We start from the raw sequence: 23,006 nt of genomic DNA on the forward strand, positions 1-23,006 counted from the left end.
CTATAGTCAGGCCCAGAGCTCTGACAAAATGCAACACAAATGCAACAATGCGAAAACGTTGACGGTGCAGTGAGAGAAACGATGGCGTGTGCAAGCGAGAAGGAACAGTATCAGCAGTGGCTGGCGCAAATTAACCAGGTTTGCGGGCGCTTTAACGCGCGGCCTCTGGAGGGAAAATTCTTCGGTGAACTGGAAACCAGCTACGCGCGCAGCCTGAAGCTCAGTACCGTGACCGCCGGCGGCGTTAACCTGTTCCGCTCTCGTCAGGAGATCGCTCAGAGTAACGATGCCTGGTTCTATACCGTGTTCCAGCTAGAAGGCAGCGCGGAGATTGAACAGGACGACCGCCGCGCGGTGCTTAAAACCGGTGATATCACGCTGCTTGATGCATCGCGCCCCTGCTCAATCAACTGGCAGGAAAAATCCCGCCAGATTTCTCTGCTGGTCCCCCGCCAGATTATTGAGCAGCAGTGTCGGTTTCAGGAGATAAGCTGCGCGCTCCCCCTTTCCCGCTCGTTGCCGACGGTCCAGCTGAGCCATCGCCTGTTGATGGACAGCATGAGCAACGCCGACCTGAGTGACCGGGAGAGTGAAGCGGCGCTCGAGGCGATGGTCTGCCTGCTGCGCCCCGCTTTCCAGCAGCGCGAGCTGATTCAGCCGCGTAAGGAACGCCAGTTCCAGCACGTGGTGGCGATGATTGACGACCATATTCAGTCTGAATCTCTGCGCCCGGAATGGATTGCCGCCGAGAGCGGAATGTCCGTGCGCAGCCTCTACCGCATGTTTGCCGAGAAGGGGCTGGTGGTGGCGCAGTACATCAAAAACCGTCGTCTGGATCTCTGCGCGCAGGTGCTGCGCTCGGCCGGGGATGATGAAAAGCTGGCGGGGATTGGCTACAGCTGGGGGTTCACCGACCATAGCCATTTTTCAACGGCGTTTAAGCAGCGTTTTGGCGTCTCGCCGGGCGAATACCGCAGGCGCTACCGCTAGCTACTTCCTGAGCCATTTTCCGTTAATGCCCTTCACGTACTCGCCCGGCTGCGCGCGAGCAACCAGTTTTTGACCCGCCATTTTCGCCACTTCATCGACAGGCAAATTATTGCTGTCGGCCAGCTTCTGGTAGTTTTCCGCGCGCGCCGCGTTAATACGGCTGACCAGCGCCAGCGTTTCCGCGTCCTGTTGAATCGGGGCAATATACCCGCTGAGGGTTTCCCCCACGCGCCCCTGCGACCGCGCATCGTTTAAGGTCAGCGCAGCCGCCTGCACGTTCATCCCTAATGCCAGTAAAATCAGAGCTAATCGTTTCATGACGTCCTCAGAACAGATCGCTGCGCGATTTCAGCAGGGTTTCAACGTCTTTATCGACCTTAATATGGATCTCATGTTCGATTTTGACATTCATATTGATGGTAATCGGCTCCTTCGGTGCAGCGACTTCTATGCGCGGCGTACAGCCCGTCAGTAGCGCGGCAACGGCAACGGTGAGCACACCAGCCATCTTTTTCATTGTTGTTCCTCACTTTCCTTGCCAGTCGAACTGCGGGGAGCAGGTATCGCCGCATGTTGCTCAAACCAGGTTTGCAGGTTGTCTCCAAAACGCAGGCTGCGCCAGAGGGTAAAGACATTCTCGTCGTGGGTATAGTTCAGGTTGACGGAGCTGCTTTTGCCATCCACGCGGCTGGTACCCTTGATGGTTGCCTGCATGGTTAATTCACCCAGGTTATCTAAATTGATTCTCGTCCACGAGCGCGAAATTTCCATATAGCGGAGCCAGTTAATCGCGGCACCCGCCACCATATTATCCTTCACGATGGCGTCTGCCGTGTCTTTGTCGATACGCAGCGTCATGGGGCCCGGGTTGGTCAGCCAGCCATCTTTAACGATCCATTTTTCATTGTCCAGCCAGAACGGCAACGCCCCGCTGACCGGGCCCGACATGGCAAACTGTTTCGGATTCACGGCGCTGATCAGTTCGCTCGAGGAGATATTATCCACGCGCAGCAGGGCCGGATCGTGCTGCGGCATCCTCAGCTGCTGCATGGTGATCTTCCCGCCGAGGGTTTCTACCTTTACGTTGGTGAGCAGAAGCGGATTGTCCTCCGTCCAGGGATAATCCCCCTGTAAGTCGGCGGTGATGTTGCGCGCGGTCACCAGGTTTACCACTTCGCCAATGCGTAACGTGACCGGGCCACGCGTGCCCAGGGACCAGGTCCCCTCGCTAAAGCGGAACGGCAGCACAAAATCGACGCCGTTGATCTGGTTATCAGGCATCCAGGCGCTGCCGGACTTCAGCACCCCGTGCCCACCCGCTTCAAAGCCCTGGTCGGCCGCCGCCGAGAAGGCGACCTGCGCATAGAGTTCCCCGGCGCGCAGCGTCATTTTCCAGTCCGGCGGGATCAGCGGCTGGAAGACGGTGAGCGACTGTTTCGGCCACCAGGCCTGCCCGCGAAGACGTACGCCATCCCAGCGACCGTTGACCTGTACCGGGCCGATTTTGTCCGCATGCAGGTCGCCCTTAAACTGAAATATCGTCGGGTCGGTGCCGTCGACGCTGAAGGTCAGGACCGACGGCGGCAAAAAGCTGCCGCCGGAGAAACGGGTTTGCCCGGCGTTGAGCGACAGCGCGCCGCTGAAGCTCGGCTTTTCAGGGTCGCGGAACCAGCGCACCGGCCGATCCAGCACCAGACGCGGCTTGCTGACGTCCATCGTACCGTACTGAAGCTTGTCAAAGCCGGTGGAGAGCGCCGTCAGCTCGATAAGCTTGTCGCGCCACTCGCCTTTTCCGGCGACGTCCCAGCGGGCATTCATCGGCGTAAAGCCGCCTTTCCCCCAGTAGCGCCACTGCCACAGGCCGTTGTCGGGTAAAAAGTCGCTGGCCTGCCCGTCCAGGTGGAGCTCAAAATCGCCCATCTCGTTTTCATGGGCGCGCAGAATGGCCTGTAGACGTCCGTCCACGCCCTTCTGCGTGAGCTTCACGCCCGCCAGCGGCCAGCGGATTTCATCGATGTCGAGTGAGTTGATGATGCGCCCGCGCGAGCGGAGCAGCGCGCCCGGCTCAAAGTCGAGCTGCGGTTCATACAGGCTGCCGGTCAGTTTTGCCGGCAGCCGGGCGTAAAGAATGAGATCGTTTTGCTTCGCCTCGCCGCTCAGGTGCAGCGGCATGTCGCTGTTTTCCATGCTGAGCCTGCCGGGGCCAATATTCAGTACCGCGTTGCCTTTCCCGGCATCGCCGTGCGTCAGCACGTTCAGTCTGCCGGTCAGGGTGGTTTTCTCCAGCCCCTGCTGCCAGTTGTCGGCGCGAAGCGAAACGCGCCCGCTCAGCGGCATACCGGAAAGATCCCAGTTCCAGCGCCCGTCGCTGATGTTCAGCTGTTCTGCGGTAACCTGCCACGGCAGGTCGAGCAGCGGATCGGGGTTGTCTCGCGCCATCACCACCAGCTGCCCCTGATTATCTTCCCAGTCGAGATCGGCATCGACCAGGGACGTTAACTGTGGCACGTTAAAGGTCGCGACCGCGTGGCCCTTCACCGGCACGCCGTCCGGAACCAGCGGCAGGGTGAACTCGCCCACCAGCTTAATAGGCTGCGGTTGATCCGGAAGCTGAATATCGAACTGGCTGACGGAGAGCGTCTGGCCGCGAAGCGTTCCTTTAATGCTGACCTGCTCGCCTTTGTAGGCGATCTCCTGGCTTGAAGGGGTCAGCGACGCGTTCAGCTCACCCTGCCACTGCTGCCAGGGCGAAAGCGTCAGACGATGAACGGTGAGCCAGGTGTTGGGCAATACCGCCTGCCACTGGGCCAGCGTTTTGGGGGCAACCGTTGACGGCGCGGACTGGGGAATTTTGCTGAGGCAGACCGAGTTTAAATCCAGCGCGCCAATATCCAGCTTCCAGCGGCTGGGATGTGACAGCGTCACGTTATTGATACGGGCAATCTCGCAGTCTTCAACCAGATAGCGGAGATCGGGGATGACCAGCGCGTGACGAGTGAGCTTCGGGCTCTCTTCGAAAGCAATGCGCGTCCCGACGGGCAGCCAGATCCCGGCGAGCGTCGGTACCCACTGGGCGAGCGTCATCAGCAGCGTCAGCGGCACCAATATGAACAGCAGTAAAAGCGCAAGTGCGGCTTTGTATTTACCCTTCATGGGCAGTTAATATCCTGATTTAGCGAAAGAATTAAGCCGGCAGTGCCGATCATTGTCGCATGTTTAGCCAGTTAGTTGAAGGGAATGCCATTTTTAAGGATAGATGCTCTAGAATAATTGATAGAACTTATTGAATTCAATAATATTTTAGAAATTGTAAGATAATTTTAATCATGCTAACGTGAATGTAAAATCACTGGAGAAAGTCTTATGAAACTCGCGGTATATAGCACAAAGCAGTACGACAAAAAGTATCTGCAACATGTTAACGAGGCTTACGGGTTTGAGCTTGAATTTTTCGACTTTCTGCTGTCCGAAAAAACCGCCAAAACGGCGCACGGCTGTGAAGGCGTCTGCATCTTTGTTAACGATGACGGCAGTCGTCCGGTGCTGGAGGAGTTGAAAAAACACGGGGTGAAGTACATCGCCCTGCGCTGTGCGGGCTTTAATAACGTGGACCTCGACGCGGCGAAAGAGCTGGGTCTGAAGGTGGTTCGTGTCCCGGCCTACTCCCCGGAAGCGGTCGCGGAACATGCGATTGGCATGATGATGTCGCTCAACCGTCGTATTCACCGCGCTTACCAGCGTACCCGTGACGCCAACTTCTCGCTGGAAGGGTTAACCGGCTTTACCATGTACGGCAAAACCGCCGGCGTGATCGGGACCGGTAAAATCGGCGTGGCTGCCCTGCGCATTTTAAAAGGCTTCGGCATGCGTCTGCTGGCGTTCGATCCGTACCCAAGCGCGGCGGCGCTGGATCTGGGCGTGGAGTACGTCGACCTGCCGACCCTGTTCTCGCAGTCTGACGTGATCTCCCTGCACTGCCCGCTGACGCCGGAAAACTACCACCTGCTTAACCAGGCGGCGTTTGACCAGATGAAAGACGGCGTGATGATCATCAACACCAGCCGCGGCGGGCTGGTTGACTCCCAGGCCGCTATCGAAGCGCTGAAAACCCAGAAGATTGGCGCGCTGGGGATGGACGTGTATGAGAACGAACGCGATCTGTTCTTTGAAGACAAGTCTAATGATGTGATCCAGGACGACGTGTTCCGTCGCCTCTCTGCCTGCCATAACGTGCTCTTTACCGGGCACCAGGCGTTTCTGACCGCCGAAGCGCTGATCAGCATTTCAGAAACGACGCTGGGTAATTTACAGCAGCTGGAAAAGGGTGAAGCCTGCCCTAACGAACTGGCTTAAGCCCAACGCCGGGTGGCGTCTATACCTCACCCGGCACGTTTGTTTCCCAGTTACGGTGGGCAACGCGCCACCAGAGCAGGACGGCCAGCAGGGCAATCGCGCTCAGTACGCTGAATGCCGTCGCAAATGAGTAGTGCCCCGCGATCGTGCCGGTTAACGCCGGACTCATGGATGCCCCAACCCCCTGCATCAGCATCACCACGCTCTGCCCGGCATTGACGTGCCCGCTCCCGCGCAACAGCACCACAATAAACGACGGAACCACGACCCCCAGGATCCCGGCGGCCAGCCCGTCGAGAATTTGTACCGGAATCATCATTACGGGCGCGTCCGTGGACGCCGCCAGCGCCGCGCGCAGAGGCATCACCAGCAGCGCCAGCATAATTAAGCGCCAGTAGCCGTATCGCTCTATGCGATGTGCCACCCAGATGGCGACGGGGATCATCACGGCCTGAGAGATGATGACGGTGCCCGCCGCATACAGGCCGGGGTTAATCGAGGCAGGTGCCGCTGCAACCCTCATGCTCAGCATCGGCAGCAGCGCGGCGTTTGCCAGGTGGAACAGCATCAGCGTCAGGCCGGTCACAAACAGCGCGCGGTTTTTCATCAGCACCGCAAAGCCGGGAACCGGCAGGCTCTCTGAGGATGACAGCCCTCGCGCGGCATTGTTATCGATATCGTCGCTGCGAATGGCCAGCAGCGCGCACAGCGTTAGCAGCGTCGTGCAGGTCATCAGCAGGAATATCCCGCCGACGCCCCAGTACCAGGCAATGCCGCCCGCAATCAGCGCGGTAGCAAAGTTGCCGCCGTGATTGAACGCCTCATTTCTGCCCATCTGCGCGCTGAACCCGCTCTGGCCGGTCAGCCCCAGCGTAATCCCGGCGATTAGCGGCCCGACAAATGCCGCACTGATACCGGTGACAATTTGCGAGACGGCGACAACAGCGCTCTGCTGGCTAAACCAGAGCAGAAGCGTACTGAGGGTAATGAGCAAGCACACCAGCGCCAGCACGGTCCGCTTGCTGCGTGAGGTGTCGGTGATGAATCCCGCCGGAAGCGTGGCCAGCAATCCCGCCAGCCCTCCTGCCGTCATCAGTATGCCGATATCATCGGGGGTCCAGTGACGTTCGGTCAGAAAAATACCGAGAAAAGGACCGAGGCCATCGCGAACATCCGCAATGAAAAAACTGGTCAGGCATAACGCCCGCAGCGAACGAAGAGACATACTTCCTGCCTGTAAGGTATCCGGCTCGCGTTCTGCGATGACCCGCAGCGAGACGATCGCACAATAAAATTAAAGAGGTAGTGTAGCGGTGCTTTTTGAAAAACATATGACGACCCGAAGAGGGGACTCACGTTGGAAGCTACGTGTCACACCAGCCTTCCATAAGCTGCAGCAAAATGTGAATAGCCGCCGGAATCATCAGCAGAACGAGTAAAACCGTTATTGCGGCAATCGCCATTGGAAACTCCTTTTTAAATTTTTCATCCTACGAAATCGTAGACCGTATTTTTTAATTGTCACTGGCGTTTGGCTACTTTTCTCAATATTCACGGGGACCTCCTTTTAATAAGGCGTCCCCGGTAAGGTTTGATTAACAGACGCGTTTAAAACGCTGGAGTTTTACCGTTACGCTGTGCTTTTGCTGATCAAATCGCAAAGTTTTCCGTCATCTGCTTCAGGGTCCTTGACTGCTCGGTCAGAGCCTGTGATGCCGCAGCGGACTGCTCGACAAGCGCCGCATTCCCCTGCGTCACTCCATCCATCTGGGTGACGGCCGTGCTGATTTGCATGATGCCCTGCATTTGCTCAACCGAGGCCATTGAAAGGCTATCCATCGTTTCTGCAAGCGTAGCCACGTTGCTGGCGGCGCGTAAAATCGTCTCTGCGGTTCTGGATGCGACCGACACACCGTTGTCGACATCCTCAACGGCATGCTCAATCAGGGCCCCAATTTCCTTTGACGCCGTTGCGCTGCGCTGAGCCAGATTCCTGACTTCTGTCGCCACCACGGCGAAGCCGCGGCCATGCTCACCGGCACGAGCAGCCTCGACTGCTGCGTTAAGCGCCAGGATATTCGTCTGGAAAGCAATCCCTTCAATAACGCTGGTGATTTCCTTAATCTTCAGGGCATTAGCCGAGATATTTTGCATCGTTTCGCTCATCTCGCCCACGGCAGACTCACCTTCGCGTGCCAGAGCCTCCGTCTTTCTCGCGGACGTGGCCGTGTGCTCTGCAACCTCGGTGTTATTGCGAACGGTCATCGTCAGCTGTTCCATGCTGGCGGCGGTCTGTTGCAACGCTGCCGCCTGTTCCTCGGTACGAGACGATAGCTCCATATTTCCCTGCTCAATCTCCCCGGCAGCGAGATCGACCGAGGCCGCAGCCTCTTTGATTTCAGCGACAAGCGTTTTCAACTGGGTCTGCATGTTGTCCAGAGCGGCAAGCAGCGTGCCGGTTTCGTCCATACGGGTAATACGTATGGTTGAGGTGAGATTGCCCGCAGCGATAGTATTCGCCATATTTACGGCCTGCTTGAGCGGTCGGAGAATACTGCGCGACAGCAGTATGCCCGTCAGCAGCGCGGTGATAACCGCAGCAATCATTCCCAGGACAATCATCATTCGCGTCCGGAAGCGTTCTTCAGCCAGTCGGGTCTGGCGTTCAGCCATAATGCCGTACTCATCACTCAGCGCTTGCTGAATAACGCCCCGCATGGCGTCCATTTGGGCTTTTCCGGTATTCCGCTCAACGTTATTGATAAACGAATCCATATTTTCGCCTCCGCGGGATACGCTCTCCCTGCGCTGGATTAACGGCAGTGCAAATGACCTTTTCCATTCCTCTTCAAGTCTGGAAAGTGATGTTAATTTCTGCTGCTGCGACGGATTATCACGCGTAAGCCCCGCAATCTCTTCTACTTTACTTTTAAACCTCTCATCACCCTGCGTGAAAGGCTCAAGAACATCCTGGCTTCCGGTGAGCGCAAAACCACGAATACCTGTTTCCATGTTGATCAGGCTTTCGGTCAGGGAGCGAAGATTATCGACCACTTTGTAGCTATGAACGTTGAGCTTGCTTACGGCCGTCACTCTGTCAAAACTCAAATAGAGCAATCCGCAGACGACGGACATTAAAACCACAATTGCGCCAAATGCTATGGTAAGCCGGGTGCCGATGTTGAGATTTTTAAACATTACTCTTCCTTAATAATTAGCATAGGTTCATCTTCTGGAGATGAATTTTAATAACGGCTTATTTTTGTGGTTAATGGAATCAGGAATCCATCATGCCCACACCCATGCTAATCGGCAGAGAAAATTAATACTTTAGGTTGTGTTAAAATTATATTTACCCACTAATTAGGAGGATTCTTATATGTTATCAGCGGGTGTATTTACGGAAAAATAAATAATTAAATAAACTTGCAGGAATATGAAATTTGAGATTCGAGAAAAAGGGCGAAATTGGACATATTTAATTTAAAAATATTGCGAAATATTAACAAATGTAAGTTATAGTGTTTTTTTTCGACCGTTTTCGGCGTTAACGGTCTTTGTAAATAACCGGGCCGCGCGGCCCGGTTGTACTTCCTGCCTGAACGCTTGCTATTCGCTCAACCCGCGATTCTCCAGCATCGGTTCAATCTTCGGATCGTGCCCGCGCCAGTTCCGGTAGAGTTCAGCTAAATCCGTGCTGTTTCCGCGCGACAAAATCGCCTCGCGGAATTTCTGTCCATTTTCGCGAGTCAAACCACCCTGCTCCACAAACCACTGATAGCCATCGTCCGCCAGCATTTGCGTCCACAGGTAGGCGTAATACCCTGCCGCGTAGCCCCCGCCGAAAATATGGGCAAAATAGCTGCTGCGGTAGCGCGGCGGCACGGCGGGCAGATCCAGCCCCTCTTTTTTCAACGCTGCCGCTTCAAAATCCTCTACGCTCGACACGGCCTCACCGATGCCGTGCCAGTTCATATCCAGCAGCGCGGCCCCCAGCAGCTCCGTCATATCATAGCCCTTGTTGAAATGCGTCGCGTTGAGCATGCTTTCCCGAAGCGCGTCCGGCATCGGTTCGCCGGTTTCGTAATGGCGGGCATAGTGGGTAAACACCAGCGGGTGGCTGGCCCAGTGCTCGTTGATTTGCGACGGGAATTCAACGAAGTCACGCGGGGTATTGGTACCGGACAGCGTGGCGAAACGCTGGCTGGCAAACAGGCCGTGCAGCGTATGGCCAAACTCGTGGAAAAGGGTTATCACATCGTCCCAGGAGAGAAGCGCGACGCCGCCGTTAGCCGGTTTTTGGTAATTACAGACGTTGTAGATCACCGGACGGGCAGCAAACTCGAAGGATTGCTCGACGAAATTCCCCATCCACGCCCCGCCCTGCTTGGAATCGCGTGCAAAGAAGTCGCCGTAAAACAGCGCCATGCCTTCTCCCGTATGGTCGAAAATCTCCCATACGCGGACGTCCGGGTGATAAACCGGAATATCGAAGCGCTCGACGAAGCGGATGCCAAACAGCTGGCTGGCCGCCCAGAATACGCCATCCTGCAGCACGGTGTTGAGCGCAAAATAGGGCCGGATTTGCGACTCATCGAGGGCATATTTTGCCTGGCGCACGCGCTCCGCGTAAAAAGCCCAGTCCCAGGCCTGCACGGTGAAACCACCCTGCTCGTCATTAATGACCTTCTGAATATCGGCCTGCTCGCGTTCCGCACGGGTGCGGGCGGCAGGCACAATGCCGCGCATAAATTCCAGCGCGGCCTCCGGGGTTTTCGCCATCTGGTCGGCGGTACTCCAGCTGGCGTAATCCGCAAAGCCCAGCAGGCGGGCCTGTCGCGCGCGCAGCGCCGTCAGACGAAGGATCAGCGCGCGGGTGTCGTTTTCATCCCCTTTCTGGGTACGCGTCCAGCCTGCGTTGAACAGGTTTTCGCGCGTCTGACGATTGCGCAGCGCTGAAAGCGCGGGCTGCTGGGTGGTGTTCAGAAGCGGGATAAGCCAGCGATCCTTTAGCCCTCGCTCCGCGGCAGCCTGCGCCGCGTCAGCGATCTCAGCGGCGCTCAGCCCATCAAGCTGGTGCGCATAATCCACCACCAGCCCGCCCGTCTTATCGGCAGCCAGCAGACGCTGATTAAACTGGCTGGTCAGGGAGGCCGCCTCGGTATTCAGCGCCTTCAGCTCGGCTTTTTCTGCCTCATTCAGACGCGCGCCGGCCAGAATAAACCGCTGATACATCTCCTCAACCAGCCGGTGTGATTCGGCATCCAGCGCGGCGCGGTCCTGCCAGACGCTCTCCACGCGGGCGAAAAGCACGTCATTCAGCCAGATATCGTTCGCCAGTTCGGCAAGCTCGGTAGAGAACTGTTCCTCCAGCTCCTGCAGGTACGCATTGGTGTGCGCGGAGGTCATGGCGAAGAAAACGCTGCTGACGCGCGAGAGCAAAGCGCCGCTTTTCTCCAGCGCCAGCACGGTATTATTGAAATCTGGGGCAGCCGTTTGAGAGGTAATGGCGTCAACGTCCGCCCGCTTCTGGCGCAGGGCTTCATCGAAAGCCGGACGATAGTGGCTGTCATTGATTTCATCAAAATGGGGAGCCTGGTATGGCAACAGGCTGATTTCAAAAAAGGGATTGGTGGCCGTCATCTTTCACTCCTGGGTACGGGTATCCTCCCAGAGTAGGCCAGGCCGCTATCCCCTGCAACGCTGTCATACAAATGTTGCCTTAACGCACCCTCTGCGGCCGTGCTATGTTAGTACAACACAAAAAGCGTTGAGGAACAGTGAGATGATTATTTTAGTTACCGGGGCAACGGCAGGTTTTGGTGAAAGCATCACGCGTCGCTTCGTCGCCAACGGGCATAAGGTTATTGCGACCGGTCGCCGTCAGGAGCGACTGCAGGAGCTGAAAGACGAATTAGGCGACAGCATCCTGACCGCGCAGCTGGACGTACGCAACCGCGCGGCCATTGAAGAGATGATTGCCAACCTGCCCGCCGAGTGGCGCGCCATCGACGTGCTGGTCAACAATGCCGGTCTGGCGCTGGGCATGGAGCCCGCCCATAAAGCCAGAGTGGAAGACTGGGAAAACATGATCGACACCAACAATAAAGGGCTGGTCTATATGACCCGCGCGGTTCTGCCGGGCATGGTCGAGCGCAACCGCGGCCACATTATCAATATTGGCTCCACCGCCGGGAGCTGGCCTTATGCGGGCGGCAACGTCTATGGCGCGACGAAAGCGTTTGTGCGCCAGTTCAGCCTTAACCTGCGTACCGATCTGCACGGCACCGCCATTCGCGTCACCGATATCGAACCGGGTCTGGTAGGTGGCACCGAGTTTTCCAACGTCCGATTCAAAGGCGATGACGCGAAAGCGGGCAAGACCTACGAAAATGCTAACGCGCTCACGCCGGAAGATGTCACCGAAACGGTCTGGTGGGTGGCGACGCTGCCAAAACACGTCAACATCAATACCGTAGAAATGATGCCAGTCAGCCAGAGTTTTGGCGGACTTAGCGTCCATCGAGGCTAAATGTGCCCTTCCCGGCCTGCGGGCCGGGTCTGTTTCGGGTTATAAAAGAATGGTAGTATGTTCAGGCTAACTCTCTGAGAAATGACAACTCATGGCCGCTGAATCGCAACTTAATCCCACCCAGCCTGTAAACCAGCAAATCTATCGCATTTTGCGACGTGATATTGTCCACTGCCTGATCCCGCCGGGAACGCCGCTTTCTGAAAAAGAGGTGTCCGTGCGTTTTGACGTATCCCGCCAGCCGGTGCGAGAAGCGTTTATTAAGCTTGCGGAAAACGGCCTGATTCAAATCCGCCCGCAGCGCGGCAGCTACGTGAATAAAATTTCACTTTCTCAGGTTCGTAACGGGTGTTTCGTTCGCCAGGCCATTGAATGCGCGGTGGCGCGCCGTGCCGCGGCGCTCATCAACGACAACCAGTGTTACCTGCTGGAGCAGAACCTGCATCAGCAGCGTATTGCCATTGACCGGAAGCAGCTCAATGACTTCTTCCAGCTTGATGATGAATTCCACCAGAAACTGGCGCAAATTGCGGATTGCCAGCTGGCCTGGGACACCATCGAGAACATCAAGGCCACCATTGACCGCGTGCGTTACATGAGTCTCGATCACGTCTCTCCGCCGGAAATGTTGCTCCGACAGCATCATGATATTTTCAGCGCGCTTGAAAAGCGCGACCAGGACGGCGTGGAAAAAGCGATGACGCTGCACCTGCAGGAAATTAGCGAGTCCGTGCAGCTTATTCGTCAGGAAAATAGCGAGTGGTTTAGCGAAGAGTAATATTACGCCGCCCCCTTTCGGGCGCGGCGACAGGGTTAGCGAACGACTAATACCGGAATAGTGGCGTAGCGCAGGATTGTTTCGGCATTCGAGCCCAGCAAATGCGTAGTGATGCTCGGATTTTTCGACCCGATGACGATGACGTCATATTCTCCCTCTTTGCTGAGCTTGATGATCTCATCGCGGACGTTGCCAAAGCGAACCATGCTGTGAATATTCTCAGGGGAGATATCGAACAGTCTTTTAAGCTCGTTCATTTTCTTCCCGGATTCTGCGGTCATATACTCTTCAAACTTTTTAATATCGGCATTGAATCCCCGCAGCAGAGACCGACTGCTGGCAGGCAGAATGTTGACCAGGGTAATCGAGGCACCCTCAGCCTTCGCAAGGTTAGCCGCGTGGCGCACCGCTTTGTCGCTCAAATCCATTTCAAACACATCAACAGGCATCAAAATCTTCTTATACATAAGCCTGACTCCTTATTCCGATGAAGGGTTATTTCCTGAACCCAGCATGACACCGGGAATATAAACCAACCCTCAACGCTTCCCTGTCGAAACTATCAGTAAAAGAAAATAACTGTCTGGTTTGTAAATTACCGTCTTGAACGGTCAGCACCCGGCACAATAAAGAAAAAAGTGTGAGTTTGATCAAAAACAAAAAAATGAAACGCGGACAGGCGTATTTATATGCCCCGTGAACGGCAAACCTGAAATAGCGCCGTAACGAACAGGTTAGAGAGGAGAAAATACCATGATGACATACGACCGTAACCGTAATGCAATCACCACTGGCAGCCGCGTCATGATTAGCGGCACAAACCAGTTCGGCGTGATTAAAGCGATCCACAGCGACGGCCTCAATGCCGAGCAGGTGCGTCGTAGTAAAACGGTGGAAGTGGAAGGATGCGAAGGTAAGTTCGAACCGATCGAGCTGATTCGCCTGGGCATGCACTAACCGCGTGCAGACATGCCGCCGCGCACGGCGGCATGTGCTGAATTACCGTTGGGACACGTACTGGGCCACGGTCGCTTTCGCGCCCTTTTGCAGTAACGTCTGGTATGCCTTCATCACCGCATCAACAAAGACTGATTCCTGCGGTAACTCTTTCCCGAAGATGGCCTCAATGCCGAGCAGCGCGTTGACCCGACTCTCCCCATCCGTACTTCCCTTCACTGCCGCCTGAATCACCGCCAGCTGCGGGTCGCTCACGTCGATGGCGTTACCCTGCTCATCCACGCCGCCGACATAGCGCATCCAGCCGGCCACGCCCAGCGCCAGCAGCGGGAAAGGTTTCTGGTGCACAAGGTGCCAGCGCACCGAATCCAGCATACGCTGCGGGAGCTTCTGGCTGCCGTCCATCGCGATTTGCCAGGTGCGGTGGCGCAGGGCTGGGTTGCTGTAGCGGGCAATCAGCAGATCGGCATAGCGCGCTAAATCAACGCCTTGCACTTTTAAGGTTGGTGCCTGCTCGTTAAGCATCAGCGCGTGGGCGGCGACGCGGTAGTTCTCATCTTCCATACACTCGTTGATATGCTGATAACCCGCCAGATAGCCCAGGTACGCCAGGAACGAGTGGCTGCCGTTGAGCATGCGCAGCTTCATCTCTTCAAACGGAATGACGTCTGACACCAGCTCGGCTCCGGCCTTTTCCCATTCGGGACGGCCTGCGACAAAGTTATCTTCAATCACCCACTGGCGGAACGGTTCACAGGCCACCGCGGCGGGATCGCGGACGCCGGTCAGCCGTTCGATTTTATCCAGCGTATCGGGCGTAACCGCGGGCACGATGCGATCCACCATGGTGGACGGGAAGGTAACGTGGGCTTCGATCCAGTCCGCCAGCTCGCCGTCTACCGCACGGGCGTAAGCGCACGTGACGTTGCGCATCACGTGGCCGTTCTCCGGCATGTTGTCGCAGGACATCACGCTGAACGCAGGCAGGCCCGCCGCCTTGCGCCGCGCCAGCGCTTCCACGACCACGCCCGGTGCGGATTTTGGCTGGTGCGGGTTTTGCAGGTCGGCAACAATAAACGGGTGATCGAGCATCAGTTGCCCGGTCGCCGGGGAATGGCAGTACCCTTTCTCGGTGATGGTTAGCGAGACAATCGCCACCTGCGGTTCGCACATCGCGGCCAGCACGGTCTCAAGCCCGTCAACCTGCGCATGCAGCGCCTTTTTGACGACGCCAACCACGCGGGATGTCCACGCATCGGCGGACATTTCCGCCACGGTATAGAGCTTATCCTGCGCGTTCAGATCGGCAATCTGCTGCTCGCCGCCAATCAGGTTAACCTCACAGTAGCCCCAGTCGCTTCTGTGCTCAGCCGCGAGAATATCGGCATACACCGCCTGATGCGCGCGGTGAAAAGCGCCAAACCCTAAATGAACAATGCGTGCTTTAAGGCTGTTGCGATCGTACTGAGGCAGCGTCGCCCTGGCCTGTAATAACGTGTTTTCCATGATTAAGACTCGTTAATTAGAAAGCTGTGGATCGCTGCCGCTTTTTGTGAAGCGGCAGCGCCTGCTGACTACACCAACTAGAATGGCAGTCGGGGTAAAAGATTACTGCCATCCACCATACTGATACTGCCGTTTGTGATTTTGATTTATATTAACTTTTGGTCAGGTGGTGTGACATAAACATCAAGCTGTGTGATAGATTTCAAAAGATATAAACCATCACCTCTCTTATGAACTTAATGTTTTCCCCACTCCTGATACTCGCTCTCGCGCCGACGAGGCGCAGTTTCAGGCAGGGTCAACAGGCCCACCACCGAGATCGCGCCAAGGACAATCACGTAGGCCGCCATGCCATAGTAGTGGCCGTGCGTCATTTGCAATATTTTAACCGCCACCAGGCCGAGAACGCCGCTGCCAATCAGCGAGCCCACCTGCCAGATCAGCGCAATGCCGCTACAGCGGATATGGGTCGGGAACAGTTCCGGAAAATAGGATGCCTGTGGGGCATAGCACATGCTGTGGCCGAAGGTAATCACGGCAATCATCGCTATTTGCGTCAGCCAGTAGCTGTCCTGATTGATAGCCATAAAGAACGGCACGATAGCCACTACCTGCAGAAGTGCCCCCATAATGTAAACCGGCTTGCGGCCAATCCTGTCGCTGAGCGCACCCATGAGCGGGATCGCAAAAATCTCCAGCAGAACAGCGACGATCATCGTTTCCATCAGGATCGTGGCGCTGAGACCGTTGGCTTTCCCGTAGGCCAGCACGATAACCGTAAACATCGCGAACGTGCAGGCTTCGATTAGCTTGGCACAAACGCCTTTTGCCACAATGCCCGGATAATCTCGTACCACTTCTATCACCGGGCGAGACTCTACGGCTTTGGTCTCACGGATTTTGGCAAACACCGGTGACTCATCGATGCGCAGACGAATAAACAAACCAACCAGCACCAGCACCGCGCTGAGCAGGAAAGGAATGCGCCAGCCGTAGCTCATCATCTCTTCAGGCGTCAGGACGATGTTGAGCAAGGCAAACAAGGCCATCGGCAGCAGAAAACCCGCCGGCGCCCCCACCTGTACCCAGCTGGCAAAGAATCCGCGTCGTTTGGGCGTGGAGTATTCTGCCGTCATCAGGACCGCGCCCGCCTGTTCGCCGCCCACGCCAAACCCCTGCAGTATGCGGATCAAAATCAGTAACACCGGCGCCCAGATGCCAATTTTTTCATACGTAGGCAGAAGGCCGATACAAAATGTCCCTAGCCCGACGATCAGGATAGTCATTACCAGCGCTTTTTTACGTCCGACTTTGTCGCCGATATGACCGAACACAATGCCGCCGACAGGACGAGCCAGGAAGCCCACCGCATAGGTTGCGAAGGCGGCAAGCGTGCTAATCAGCGGGTCGCTGCTCGGGAAAAAAAGATGACCGAAAAACAGCACCGCGGCCGTGCCATAGGCAAAGAAGTCGTAATACTCGGCCGCGGTACCAATCGCCGAAGCGGTCGCCACGCGCTTGATAACAGGGGTGTTATCCACTTCATTGTTTACATCAACTGAACTCACCATGTGTTTGTTCCTGCTAAAAAGATGTTAAATGAATCGCGTGCTGCGTTGGGATACCCCCTGCTGCGCCGTGTGTTCCGCAGCGTCTTCTGCAAGACTCAAATCACGGTCCCGCACCTCTGGCATCAGGAGCGCCGAGATTAGCCCAATCACGGAATAGGCCACCAGCATGGCAACAATTGGCCACCAGGAGCCGGTCATATTGCAGAAGATCCCCGCCAGAACCGGACCAAAGCCCACTGCCACCAGACCGCCCGCCTCTTTTGAGATAGCCATGCGGGTAAAGCGATTCCGTGAACCAAACATCTCCGCCATGGTGATATTTTCCAGCGCAAACAGCCCCAGTACGGCGAAGTTATGGATAACGATGATAGAGAGCATGATCGTTCCCGGTGCATAGCTCTTATCAACGATAATCGACAGCATCGGGTAGGCCAGGATAATGGCCGAGATATTGAGGATAATGTACGGCAGACGGCGACCCACTTTATCGGAAAGCCAGCCCAGCAGCGGGATGGAGATGAACCCGAGAATGGAGCTGATCATCAGCGCGTCGGTAGGGATGGCTTTATCGAACAGCAGCGTCTGGACCAGATACCCGGCGAGGAAAGTCTGGATCAGCCCCGAGTTACCGGCCTGACCAAACCGCAGGCCGGTTGCCAGCCAGAAGGATTTACTTTTCACCATGGCGCCCAGCGAGGTGTCCTGCACCGCGCGTTCTTCGTCGTTCACTTTCTCAAAGACCGGGCTCTCCTTGAGGTTCATTCGCAGCCAGATGGCAAAAATCATCACCACGACGCTTGCCAGGAACGGCACGCGCCAGCCCCAGGCGAGCAGCTGTTCGCGGTCGAGGACAAAGAACATAATGGCCCAGATAGCCGTTGCGCTCAGCGTCCCGCAGTTGGTGCCCATCGCCACCAGCGAGGAGATGATGCCGCGTTTTCCTTTTGGCGCATACTCCGCCAGCATGGTCCCGGCCCCGGAGATCTCGGCCCCGGCACCCAGCCCCTGAATAATACGCAGCGTAACCAGCAGTACCGGAGCGAAAATACCGATCTGCGCGTAGGTCGGCAGGACGCCAATCAGCGTGGTGCAGATCCCCATCATGGTGATGGTGATAAATAGCACCTTCTTACGGCCGATGCTGTCGCCCATTCGGCCGAAAATAAAGGCCCCGACGATACGCGCAATATAGCCTGCGCCGTAGGTTCCCATTGCCAGGATCAGCGCCATCGCGGCAGACTGTTCCGGGAAGAAGATCTCATGGAAGACCAGGGCCGCCCCCAGCGAGTAAAGCTGAAAGTCCATAAACTCCAGGGCGGTGCCCAGCCAGCCGGAAACGGCGGCTTTCACCAGATCGGAAGTGGTTCTTTGAGGTTGTGCTTGCGTCATAATGGCTATCTCTGAAAGGTAAGATGCGTACCACTTAGAGCCTGTCTGCGCAGGCTCTTAACCGCTTACAGGATTATTGGCCGAACGTGAGTAACACTTTGCAGCACTGCCGCTGGTCTTTCTCAAACAGTTCGATGGCGTCCGTAACGTGTTGGTAGTCAAAGGTATGGGTAACCAGTTTTTCAGGGTCGATCAGCCCCTTTTCCAGCCAGTCGATGACGACCGGGAATTTGTTGGCATTCAGGCGCGAGGAGAATATCGCCAGCTCTTTGCCGGTGATGCCCTGCTGAACGACCTGGCTCGGCTCGCTGGAGAAGCCCATCAGCACGATGCGCGCCGCCGGAGAAGCCAGGGTTACCGCCTCCTGCAAAATCGTCGGATGGCAGGCGGCATCAATGATTAGCGTCGGTTTAATGCCTTTTTCGTCCAGCGCGGCCTGCAGCGACTGCTCGCCGTTATTCAAGACCCAGTCTGCGCCGCTGCGCTGTGCCATCGCCAGCCGTTCGCCTATGCGGTCAACCACGATAACCTGCTTCACCCTGTAGACGCCCTTCAGCGCCTGCACGGTGACCAGCCCCATTGGGCCCGCACCATAAATCAGCGCAACGTCCTGTTCAGTGGGACTGGCCTGCCCCGTCACGTTGGCGGCAATGGTGAAAGGCTCAACCATGACGGCGTGTTTATCCGGGATCGCATCCGGGATGGGCCAGGCATTTTTAGCGGGCACTGCCGCATATTCGCTGAACCCGCCGTCGCGGTGAACGCCCAGCACCACCAGCGAGGTGCAGACGTTAGGCTTACCCACGGAGCACGGGTAGCAGTGCCCGCAGCTGATCACCGGATCGACCGAGACGCGCTGGCCCAGGCGCGCGCTGTCAACGCCCTCGCCCACGGCGTCAATCACGCCAAAAAACTCATGGCCGATGACGCGCGGATACTTCGCAAACGGATTATGCCCGCGGTAGATGTGGCTGTCTGAACCGCAAATCCCGGCCAGTTTAACCTTAACGCGCACTTCACCTGCGCCCGGCAGCGGGAGTGGACGCTCTTCAATGACCAGCTGGTCCGGCTGTTGAATTACTACGCTTTTCATCGTTCGCTCCTCGTTTACCAGTTCCACAGCGTGCCGTCTTCAAGGCGGGCGACCGGCAGATAGGCAGGATCGTACGGATACTTCGCTGCCAGTTTTTCATCAAATTCGATGCCCAGGCCCGGCTTATCGCCCGGATGCATATAGCCGTTATCAAACCGCCAGCTGTGCGGGAAGACCTCCAGCATCTGTTCGGAATAGCCCATATATTCCTGCACGCCAAAGTTCGGCACCCACAGGTCGAAATGCAGCGCGGCCGCGTGGCACACGGGCGACAGATCCGACGGGCCGTGTGAACCGGTACGCACCTGGTAGAGCGAAGCGAAGTCCGCGATGCGACGCATCCCGGTGATCCCGCCCGCGTGGGTAATGGTGGTGCGGATATAGTCGATAAGCTGCTCTTCTATCAGCTGCTTGCAGTCCCAGATGCTGTTGAACACTTCGCCCACCGCAATCGGCGTGACGGTGTGCTGGCGGATTAGACGGAAGCAGGCCTGGTTTTCCGCAGGGGTCGGGTCTTCCATCCAGAACATGCGGAACGCTTCGATGCTCTTGCCGAAGCGCGCCGCTTCGATCGGCGTCAGGCGGTGGTGCATGTCGTGCAAAAGATGCTCATTGAAGCCGAATTGGCTGCGCACCGCGTCGAACAGCTTCGGTGTGAAATCGAGGTATTTTTCGGTAGACCAGAGCTGCTCTTCCGGCCAGTCGCCTTTGGTCGCAGGCTCGTAGGCCAGCCCTTTTCCTTTGGCCATGCCGTAGGTGGTTTTCATGCCCGGCACGCCGCACTGAACGCGGATCGCCTTAAAGCCCATTTCTTTATGGCGGGCGTAATCTTCCAGCACGTCGTCAATGGTGTGACCGGTAGTGTGGCAATACACCATCACCCCTTCCCGGGAGGCGCCGCCCAGCAGCTGGTAAAGCGGCATGTTGGCGGCTTTGGCTTTGATGTCCCACAGCGCCATATCCACGGCGGAGATAGCCGACATGGTGACCGGGCCGCGGCGCCAGTAGGCGCCTTTATAGAAAAACTGCCAGATATCTTCAATGCGGTGCGCATCGCGGCCAATCAGCTGGGGGCAAAGGTGATCCTTCAGATAAGAGGCCACGGAGAGCTCGCGCCCGTTCAGCGTAGCGTCACCGAGGCCGACAATCCCCTCATCGGTGGTGATTTTTAGGGTGACAAAGTTCCGCCCCGGGCAGGTAACAAACACGTCAGCCGCGACAATCTTCATAATTCCTTTCCTTACATCGTTCGTTGTGATGCCGGAAATTTACCCACCAACCCTACTACCATACAAGTATAATGATCATAAAATCAGCTGACGATCACAAAATCCGGAGGCTCAGGCCCGCCCCCATCCCGCCACAATAATCAGCATACCGCACAGGGCAATCAGCGCGCCGGCCCAGTCGTACGCGCTGAGCTTGACGCCGTCCACCACGCGTAACCAGAGCAGCGCCGTGCAGACATAGACGCCGCCGTAAGCCGCGTAAACGCGGCCGCCGGCCGCCGGATGCAGCGTTAACAGCCAGACGAACAGGGCCAGCGCAACGCCCGCCGGGATCAGTAAAAATGCGCTTCCTCCCTTTTTCAGCCAGAGCCAGGGCAGAAAACAGCCGACGATTTCACAGAGCGCGGTGGCAAAAAAAAGCAGCGTCGTTTTAAGCATATTTCATATCAGGTGAGGATTTATTTAGACATCATACCTGATGATGTCCTTTACTTTTCCATACCCGCTCCGCGGGTATGCCGTGATTTCGCTTTGGTGTAGAATCTGTACGGGGTAACTTGATTATCTGCACCCATTTAAAAGGAAACGCTATGACCACATTAAGCAAACGCCTTTGTCTGACAGCCGTGCTGGCGCTGTCATCGTTCGCCTTTGCCGCCTCTGCGACGGCGGAAACCAGCAAGCTCATTATTGAGTCTGGTGACAGCGCGCAGAGCCGTCAGAACGCCGCCATGGACAAAGAACAATGGAATGACACCCGTAACCTTCGTCAGAAGGTTAACAAACGTGCTGAAAAAGAGTGGGACAAAGAAGATGTCGCTTTTGACGCGCGCGATAAGTGTCAGCAAAGCGCTAACGTCAACGCTTACTGGGAGCCTAACACTCTGCGCTGCCTGGATCGCCGCACTGGCCGTACGGTAGCTCCATAATGTCGGCTCCCTGCGACATTAAGCTCCGCCCGCTGGAGCGTGAAGACCTGCGCTTTGTCCACCAGCTCGACAACAATGCCAGCGTGATGCGCTACTGGTTCGAAGAGCCTTACGAGGCCTTTGTCGAGCTGTCCGATCTCTACGATAAGCACATTCACGATCAGAGCGAACGTCGTTTTGTGGTGGAGTGCGAAGGTGAAAAAGCCGGTCTTGTGGAGCTGGTTGAAATCAACCACGTTCACCGCCGGGCGGAGTTCCAGATCATCATCTCCCCTGAGCATCAGGGAAAGGGCCTTGCCTCACGGGCGGCGAAGCTGGCAATGGATTACGGATTCAACGTTCTGAATCTCTACAAGCTTTACCTGATTGTGGACAAAGAGAACGAGAAAGCGATCCATATCTACCGCAAGCTGGGCTTTATGGTGGAAGGTGAGCTGATACACGAGTTCTTTATCAACGGTGAATACCGCAATACCATTCGCATGTGCATCTTCCAGCATCAGCACCTGGCCGGACACAAACCGTCAGGCGCCAGCCTGCTGAAACCTACCGCGCAGTAACCTGCGCGGCTTTACTCTCAGTAGTATTCAATCGTGTTTTTGATGGTGTACTTGCGCTCAACGGCGGGTTTGACGCTATCGTCCGTGATGGTCAGGTCGCAGCTCACCGGATTATTGTGGCGATCGTAGTCGCAGCTCTGCGTTACGTTGCCCAGCGGCTTATCGTTCAGCATACTCACGGCAGAGTAATCCATTCTTTTGCGCACGTCTTTTGACGGCGTGGCCTGGACGGACAGATGCTGATCCCCGGAGACGGTGGTTTTGCCCAGCGGGTAGCCGTCCGAATCGTAGCGATACTTCACTTCCATCTCTTTGCCGTGCGCCGCCACCACAAAACCGTTGTCGTCGGTATCCCACGTCACCCCGGCTGATGGCAGTTCGGCCAGCTGGCATTTCCCCTGCAGCTTCACTTTTCGCTGCTGGGTTTCCGCATCAAGGTAGTAATTGGCATCCAGCACCAGCGCCACGCCGGTGTTGGCCTCAAGGTCGTGCAGCTCCAGCGTATCAAAACACCCTTCCGCCGACACGGTGCCGGCGATCCGTTTGGACACTTCACCCTTCTCGTTGAACAGCGTCTGGGTAAAGTCTTTGACCGGGCCGCGCAGAGGATCAAAATCAAATTCGTTCGAAAAGCTCGCCATCTCGGGCGTAAACGACAGCGGCGCGGAGCTGTTGTCGCACCCCACCAGTGCTGCTGCCAGTAGCGTTATCGCTGCGTATTTCTTCACATTCATTACCGTACAGGGAGATTATTCCCAATCATATTAGCAAATACAGTTGTTTACACGAAGCCTGCTAAAATTAATCTACACACAGAGAAAAGGAGCTACAAATGAAACGGTTACCCTGGATTACCGCCCTGCTGTTAATGAGTGCCTCAACGGCCGCGCTGGCGGCGCCGGATTCCTGCGAGCGCGTGAAAAGCGACATTCAGCAGAAAATCATCAACAACGGCGTGCCGGAATCAGGCTTCACGCTGAGCATTGTGCCGAACGACCAGGCCGACCAGCCGGGCACGCAGGTGGTGGGCCATTGTGCTAACGACACCTTTAAAATTTTGTACACCCGAACCGGCAGCGGGGCTGCGGACGCTCAGTAATTTACCCACAATCCCCGTTG

The 23,006-nt window shown here is 56.3% G+C and carries 22 protein-coding genes; 8 read left to right on the forward strand and 14 right to left on the reverse strand.

Features of this window, described 5'->3' with window-relative positions; translation table 11 throughout:
• The first annotated feature begins 81 nt into the window (after window positions 1-81).
• The gene (feaR, locus tag M2433_RS03510; protein ID WP_429053107.1) at window positions 82-990 is read left to right on the forward strand and encodes a transcriptional regulator FeaR; all 909 of its coding nucleotides are present in this window, start codon (window positions 82-84) and stop codon (window positions 988-990) included.
• On the opposite strand, the gene M2433_RS03515 is transcribed toward feaR, so the two are convergent.
• The 3 genes from M2433_RS03515 to M2433_RS03525 are packed head-to-tail and all read right to left on the reverse strand — an operon-like array spanning window position 991 to window position 4,143.
• Window positions 991-1,308, reverse strand: coding sequence for a YdbL family protein (locus M2433_RS03515; RefSeq protein ID WP_429052891.1), 318 nt, complete (start codon window positions 1,306-1,308; stop codon window positions 991-993).
• 7 nt (window positions 1,309-1,315) lie between these two features.
• On the reverse strand, window positions 1,316-1,507 hold the full coding sequence (locus M2433_RS03520) for a YnbE family lipoprotein (RefSeq protein ID WP_014169918.1): 192 nt from the start codon (window positions 1,505-1,507) through the stop codon (window positions 1,316-1,318).
• A complete protein-coding gene (locus M2433_RS03525; RefSeq protein WP_429052893.1) occupies window positions 1,504-4,143 on the reverse strand; it encodes a YdbH family protein in 2,640 nt (879 codons plus the stop codon). Before M2433_RS03525 ends, M2433_RS03520 begins: the two co-directional genes overlap by 4 nt.
• 210 nt (window positions 4,144-4,353) lie before the next feature.
• Here M2433_RS03525 and M2433_RS03530 point away from each other — a divergent pair, with 210 nt between their 5' ends.
• Complete coding sequence (locus M2433_RS03530; protein WP_429052895.1) at window positions 4,354-5,343, forward strand: 2-hydroxyacid dehydrogenase; 990 nt, start codon at window positions 4,354-4,356, stop codon at window positions 5,341-5,343.
• A gap of 19 nt (window positions 5,344-5,362) precedes the next feature.
• Here the strand turns inward: M2433_RS03530 and M2433_RS03535 are convergent, their stop codons facing one another.
• The 3 genes from M2433_RS03535 to dcp all read right to left on the reverse strand — a co-directional run bounded on the left by M2433_RS03535 (window position 5,363) and on the right by dcp (window position 10,986).
• Complete coding sequence (locus M2433_RS03535) at window positions 5,363-6,568, reverse strand: MFS transporter (protein ID WP_429052897.1); 1,206 nt, start codon at window positions 6,566-6,568, stop codon at window positions 5,363-5,365.
• 425 nt (window positions 6,569-6,993) lie between these two features.
• Window positions 6,994-8,541: a methyl-accepting chemotaxis protein gene (locus M2433_RS03540; RefSeq protein ID WP_429052899.1), complete on the reverse strand. Its 1,548-nt coding sequence runs from the start codon at window positions 8,539-8,541 to the stop codon at window positions 6,994-6,996.
• A 411-nt stretch (window positions 8,542-8,952) separates the two neighbouring features.
• A complete protein-coding gene (gene dcp, locus M2433_RS03545) occupies window positions 8,953-10,986 on the reverse strand; it encodes a peptidyl-dipeptidase Dcp (protein WP_429052901.1) in 2,034 nt (677 codons plus the stop codon).
• A gap of 142 nt (window positions 10,987-11,128) precedes the next feature.
• On the opposite strand from dcp, the gene ydfG reads away from it, so the two are divergent.
• Window positions 11,129-11,875 carry a bifunctional NADP-dependent 3-hydroxy acid dehydrogenase/3-hydroxypropionate dehydrogenase YdfG gene (gene ydfG / locus M2433_RS03550; RefSeq protein ID WP_429052902.1) on the forward strand — a complete coding sequence of 249 codons (747 nt, stop codon included), beginning with the start codon at window positions 11,129-11,131 and terminating at the stop codon, window positions 11,873-11,875.
• Window positions 11,876-11,966: 91 nt separating this feature from the next.
• Window positions 11,967-12,653 carry a GntR family transcriptional regulator gene (locus M2433_RS03555; protein WP_047348670.1) on the forward strand — a complete coding sequence of 229 codons (687 nt, stop codon included), beginning with the start codon at window positions 11,967-11,969 and terminating at the stop codon, window positions 12,651-12,653.
• A 35-nt stretch (window positions 12,654-12,688) separates the two neighbouring features.
• On the opposite strand, the gene M2433_RS03560 is transcribed toward M2433_RS03555, so the two are convergent.
• Window positions 12,689-13,120, reverse strand: a complete 432-nt coding sequence (locus M2433_RS03560; protein WP_059311321.1) for a universal stress protein — start codon at window positions 13,118-13,120, stop codon at window positions 12,689-12,691.
• A 286-nt stretch (window positions 13,121-13,406) separates the two neighbouring features.
• Here M2433_RS03560 and ydfZ point away from each other — a divergent pair, with 286 nt between their 5' ends.
• Window positions 13,407-13,610: a putative selenium delivery protein YdfZ gene (gene ydfZ / locus M2433_RS03565; protein WP_025757991.1), complete on the forward strand. Its 204-nt coding sequence runs from the start codon at window positions 13,407-13,409 to the stop codon at window positions 13,608-13,610.
• A 42-nt stretch (window positions 13,611-13,652) separates the two neighbouring features.
• Here the strand turns inward: ydfZ and M2433_RS03570 are convergent, their stop codons facing one another.
• From M2433_RS03570 to M2433_RS03595, 6 genes are all read right to left on the reverse strand, one after another.
• Window positions 13,653-15,116, reverse strand: a complete 1,464-nt coding sequence (locus tag M2433_RS03570; RefSeq protein ID WP_429052903.1) for a mannitol dehydrogenase family protein — start codon at window positions 15,114-15,116, stop codon at window positions 13,653-13,655.
• Window positions 15,117-15,352: 236 nt separating this feature from the next.
• Window positions 15,353-16,687, reverse strand: coding sequence for an MFS transporter (locus tag M2433_RS03575; protein WP_059311319.1), 1,335 nt, complete (start codon window positions 16,685-16,687; stop codon window positions 15,353-15,355).
• 24 nt (window positions 16,688-16,711) lie between these two features.
• Window positions 16,712-18,076, reverse strand: a complete 1,365-nt coding sequence (locus M2433_RS03580) for an MFS transporter (RefSeq protein WP_429052904.1) — start codon at window positions 18,074-18,076, stop codon at window positions 16,712-16,714.
• 73 nt (window positions 18,077-18,149) lie between these two features.
• Window positions 18,150-19,169, reverse strand: a complete 1,020-nt coding sequence (locus M2433_RS03585; protein WP_429052905.1) for a Zn-dependent oxidoreductase — start codon at window positions 19,167-19,169, stop codon at window positions 18,150-18,152.
• Window positions 19,170-19,183: 14 nt separating this feature from the next.
• On the reverse strand, window positions 19,184-20,398 hold the full coding sequence (gene manD / locus M2433_RS03590) for a D-mannonate dehydratase ManD (RefSeq protein ID WP_429052906.1): 1,215 nt from the start codon (window positions 20,396-20,398) through the stop codon (window positions 19,184-19,186).
• Between the two features lie 111 nt (window positions 20,399-20,509).
• Window positions 20,510-20,836: a YnfA family protein gene (locus M2433_RS03595; protein WP_429052907.1), complete on the reverse strand. Its 327-nt coding sequence runs from the start codon at window positions 20,834-20,836 to the stop codon at window positions 20,510-20,512.
• 152 nt (window positions 20,837-20,988) lie between these two features.
• On the opposite strand from M2433_RS03595, the gene M2433_RS03600 reads away from it, so the two are divergent.
• Complete coding sequence (locus tag M2433_RS03600; RefSeq protein WP_047348677.1) at window positions 20,989-21,327, forward strand: DUF1283 family protein; 339 nt, start codon at window positions 20,989-20,991, stop codon at window positions 21,325-21,327.
• The gene (gene speG, locus M2433_RS03605; RefSeq protein WP_047348678.1) at window positions 21,327-21,887 is read left to right on the forward strand and encodes a spermidine N1-acetyltransferase; all 561 of its coding nucleotides are present in this window, start codon (window positions 21,327-21,329) and stop codon (window positions 21,885-21,887) included. Before M2433_RS03600 ends, speG begins: the two co-directional genes overlap by 1 nt.
• Window positions 21,888-21,904: 17 nt before the next feature.
• Here the strand turns inward: speG and M2433_RS03610 are convergent, their stop codons facing one another.
• Window positions 21,905-22,621: a YnfC family lipoprotein gene (locus tag M2433_RS03610; protein ID WP_429052908.1), complete on the reverse strand. Its 717-nt coding sequence runs from the start codon at window positions 22,619-22,621 to the stop codon at window positions 21,905-21,907.
• Window positions 22,622-22,719: 98 nt separating this feature from the next.
• On the opposite strand from M2433_RS03610, the gene M2433_RS03615 reads away from it, so the two are divergent.
• Entirely contained in the window at window positions 22,720-22,986 is a 267-nt protein-coding gene (locus tag M2433_RS03615) for a DUF1161 domain-containing protein (protein ID WP_059311314.1), read from the forward strand.
• Window positions 22,987-23,006: the final 20 nt, after the last annotated feature.

Origin of the sequence: Enterobacter sp. AC1 (genome assembly GCF_050434705.1) — a bacterium.
Classification (GTDB): Bacteria; Pseudomonadota; Gammaproteobacteria; order Enterobacterales; family Enterobacteriaceae; genus Enterobacter; species Enterobacter cloacae_L.

What these genes read in the sequence shown, in the direction of transcription:
- feaR (WP_429053107.1), top strand. Translation starts at nt 82, where the DNA reads ATGGCGTGTGCAAGCGAGAAGGAACAGTATCAGCAGTGGCTGGCGCAA.
- M2433_RS03515 (WP_429052891.1), bottom strand. Translation starts at nt 1,308, where the DNA reads ATGAAACGATTAGCTCTGATTTTACTGGCATTAGGGATGAACGTGCAG.
- M2433_RS03520 (WP_014169918.1), bottom strand. Translation starts at nt 1,507, where the DNA reads ATGAAAAAGATGGCTGGTGTGCTCACCGTTGCCGTTGCCGCGCTACTG.
- M2433_RS03525 (WP_429052893.1), bottom strand. Translation starts at nt 4,143, where the DNA reads ATGAAGGGTAAATACAAAGCCGCACTTGCGCTTTTACTGCTGTTCATA.
- M2433_RS03530 (WP_429052895.1), top strand. Translation starts at nt 4,354, where the DNA reads ATGAAACTCGCGGTATATAGCACAAAGCAGTACGACAAAAAGTATCTG.
- M2433_RS03535 (WP_429052897.1), bottom strand. Translation starts at nt 6,568, where the DNA reads ATGTCTCTTCGTTCGCTGCGGGCGTTATGCCTGACCAGTTTTTTCATT.
- M2433_RS03540 (WP_429052899.1), bottom strand. Translation starts at nt 8,541, where the DNA reads ATGTTTAAAAATCTCAACATCGGCACCCGGCTTACCATAGCATTTGGC.
- dcp (WP_429052901.1), bottom strand. Translation starts at nt 10,986, where the DNA reads ATGACGGCCACCAATCCCTTTTTTGAAATCAGCCTGTTGCCATACCAG.
- ydfG (WP_429052902.1), top strand. Translation starts at nt 11,129, where the DNA reads ATGATTATTTTAGTTACCGGGGCAACGGCAGGTTTTGGTGAAAGCATC.
- M2433_RS03555 (WP_047348670.1), top strand. Translation starts at nt 11,967, where the DNA reads ATGGCCGCTGAATCGCAACTTAATCCCACCCAGCCTGTAAACCAGCAA.
- M2433_RS03560 (WP_059311321.1), bottom strand. Translation starts at nt 13,120, where the DNA reads ATGTATAAGAAGATTTTGATGCCTGTTGATGTGTTTGAAATGGATTTG.
- ydfZ (WP_025757991.1), top strand. Translation starts at nt 13,407, where the DNA reads ATGATGACATACGACCGTAACCGTAATGCAATCACCACTGGCAGCCGC.
- M2433_RS03570 (WP_429052903.1), bottom strand. Translation starts at nt 15,116, where the DNA reads ATGGAAAACACGTTATTACAGGCCAGGGCGACGCTGCCTCAGTACGAT.
- M2433_RS03575 (WP_059311319.1), bottom strand. Translation starts at nt 16,687, where the DNA reads ATGGTGAGTTCAGTTGATGTAAACAATGAAGTGGATAACACCCCTGTT.
- M2433_RS03580 (WP_429052904.1), bottom strand. Translation starts at nt 18,076, where the DNA reads ATGACGCAAGCACAACCTCAAAGAACCACTTCCGATCTGGTGAAAGCC.
- M2433_RS03585 (WP_429052905.1), bottom strand. Translation starts at nt 19,169, where the DNA reads ATGAAAAGCGTAGTAATTCAACAGCCGGACCAGCTGGTCATTGAAGAG.
- manD (WP_429052906.1), bottom strand. Translation starts at nt 20,398, where the DNA reads ATGAAGATTGTCGCGGCTGACGTGTTTGTTACCTGCCCGGGGCGGAAC.
- M2433_RS03595 (WP_429052907.1), bottom strand. Translation starts at nt 20,836, where the DNA reads ATGCTTAAAACGACGCTGCTTTTTTTTGCCACCGCGCTCTGTGAAATC.
- M2433_RS03600 (WP_047348677.1), top strand. Translation starts at nt 20,989, where the DNA reads ATGACCACATTAAGCAAACGCCTTTGTCTGACAGCCGTGCTGGCGCTG.
- speG (WP_047348678.1), top strand. Translation starts at nt 21,327, where the DNA reads ATGTCGGCTCCCTGCGACATTAAGCTCCGCCCGCTGGAGCGTGAAGAC.
- M2433_RS03610 (WP_429052908.1), bottom strand. Translation starts at nt 22,621, where the DNA reads ATGAATGTGAAGAAATACGCAGCGATAACGCTACTGGCAGCAGCACTG.
- M2433_RS03615 (WP_059311314.1), top strand. Translation starts at nt 22,720, where the DNA reads ATGAAACGGTTACCCTGGATTACCGCCCTGCTGTTAATGAGTGCCTCA.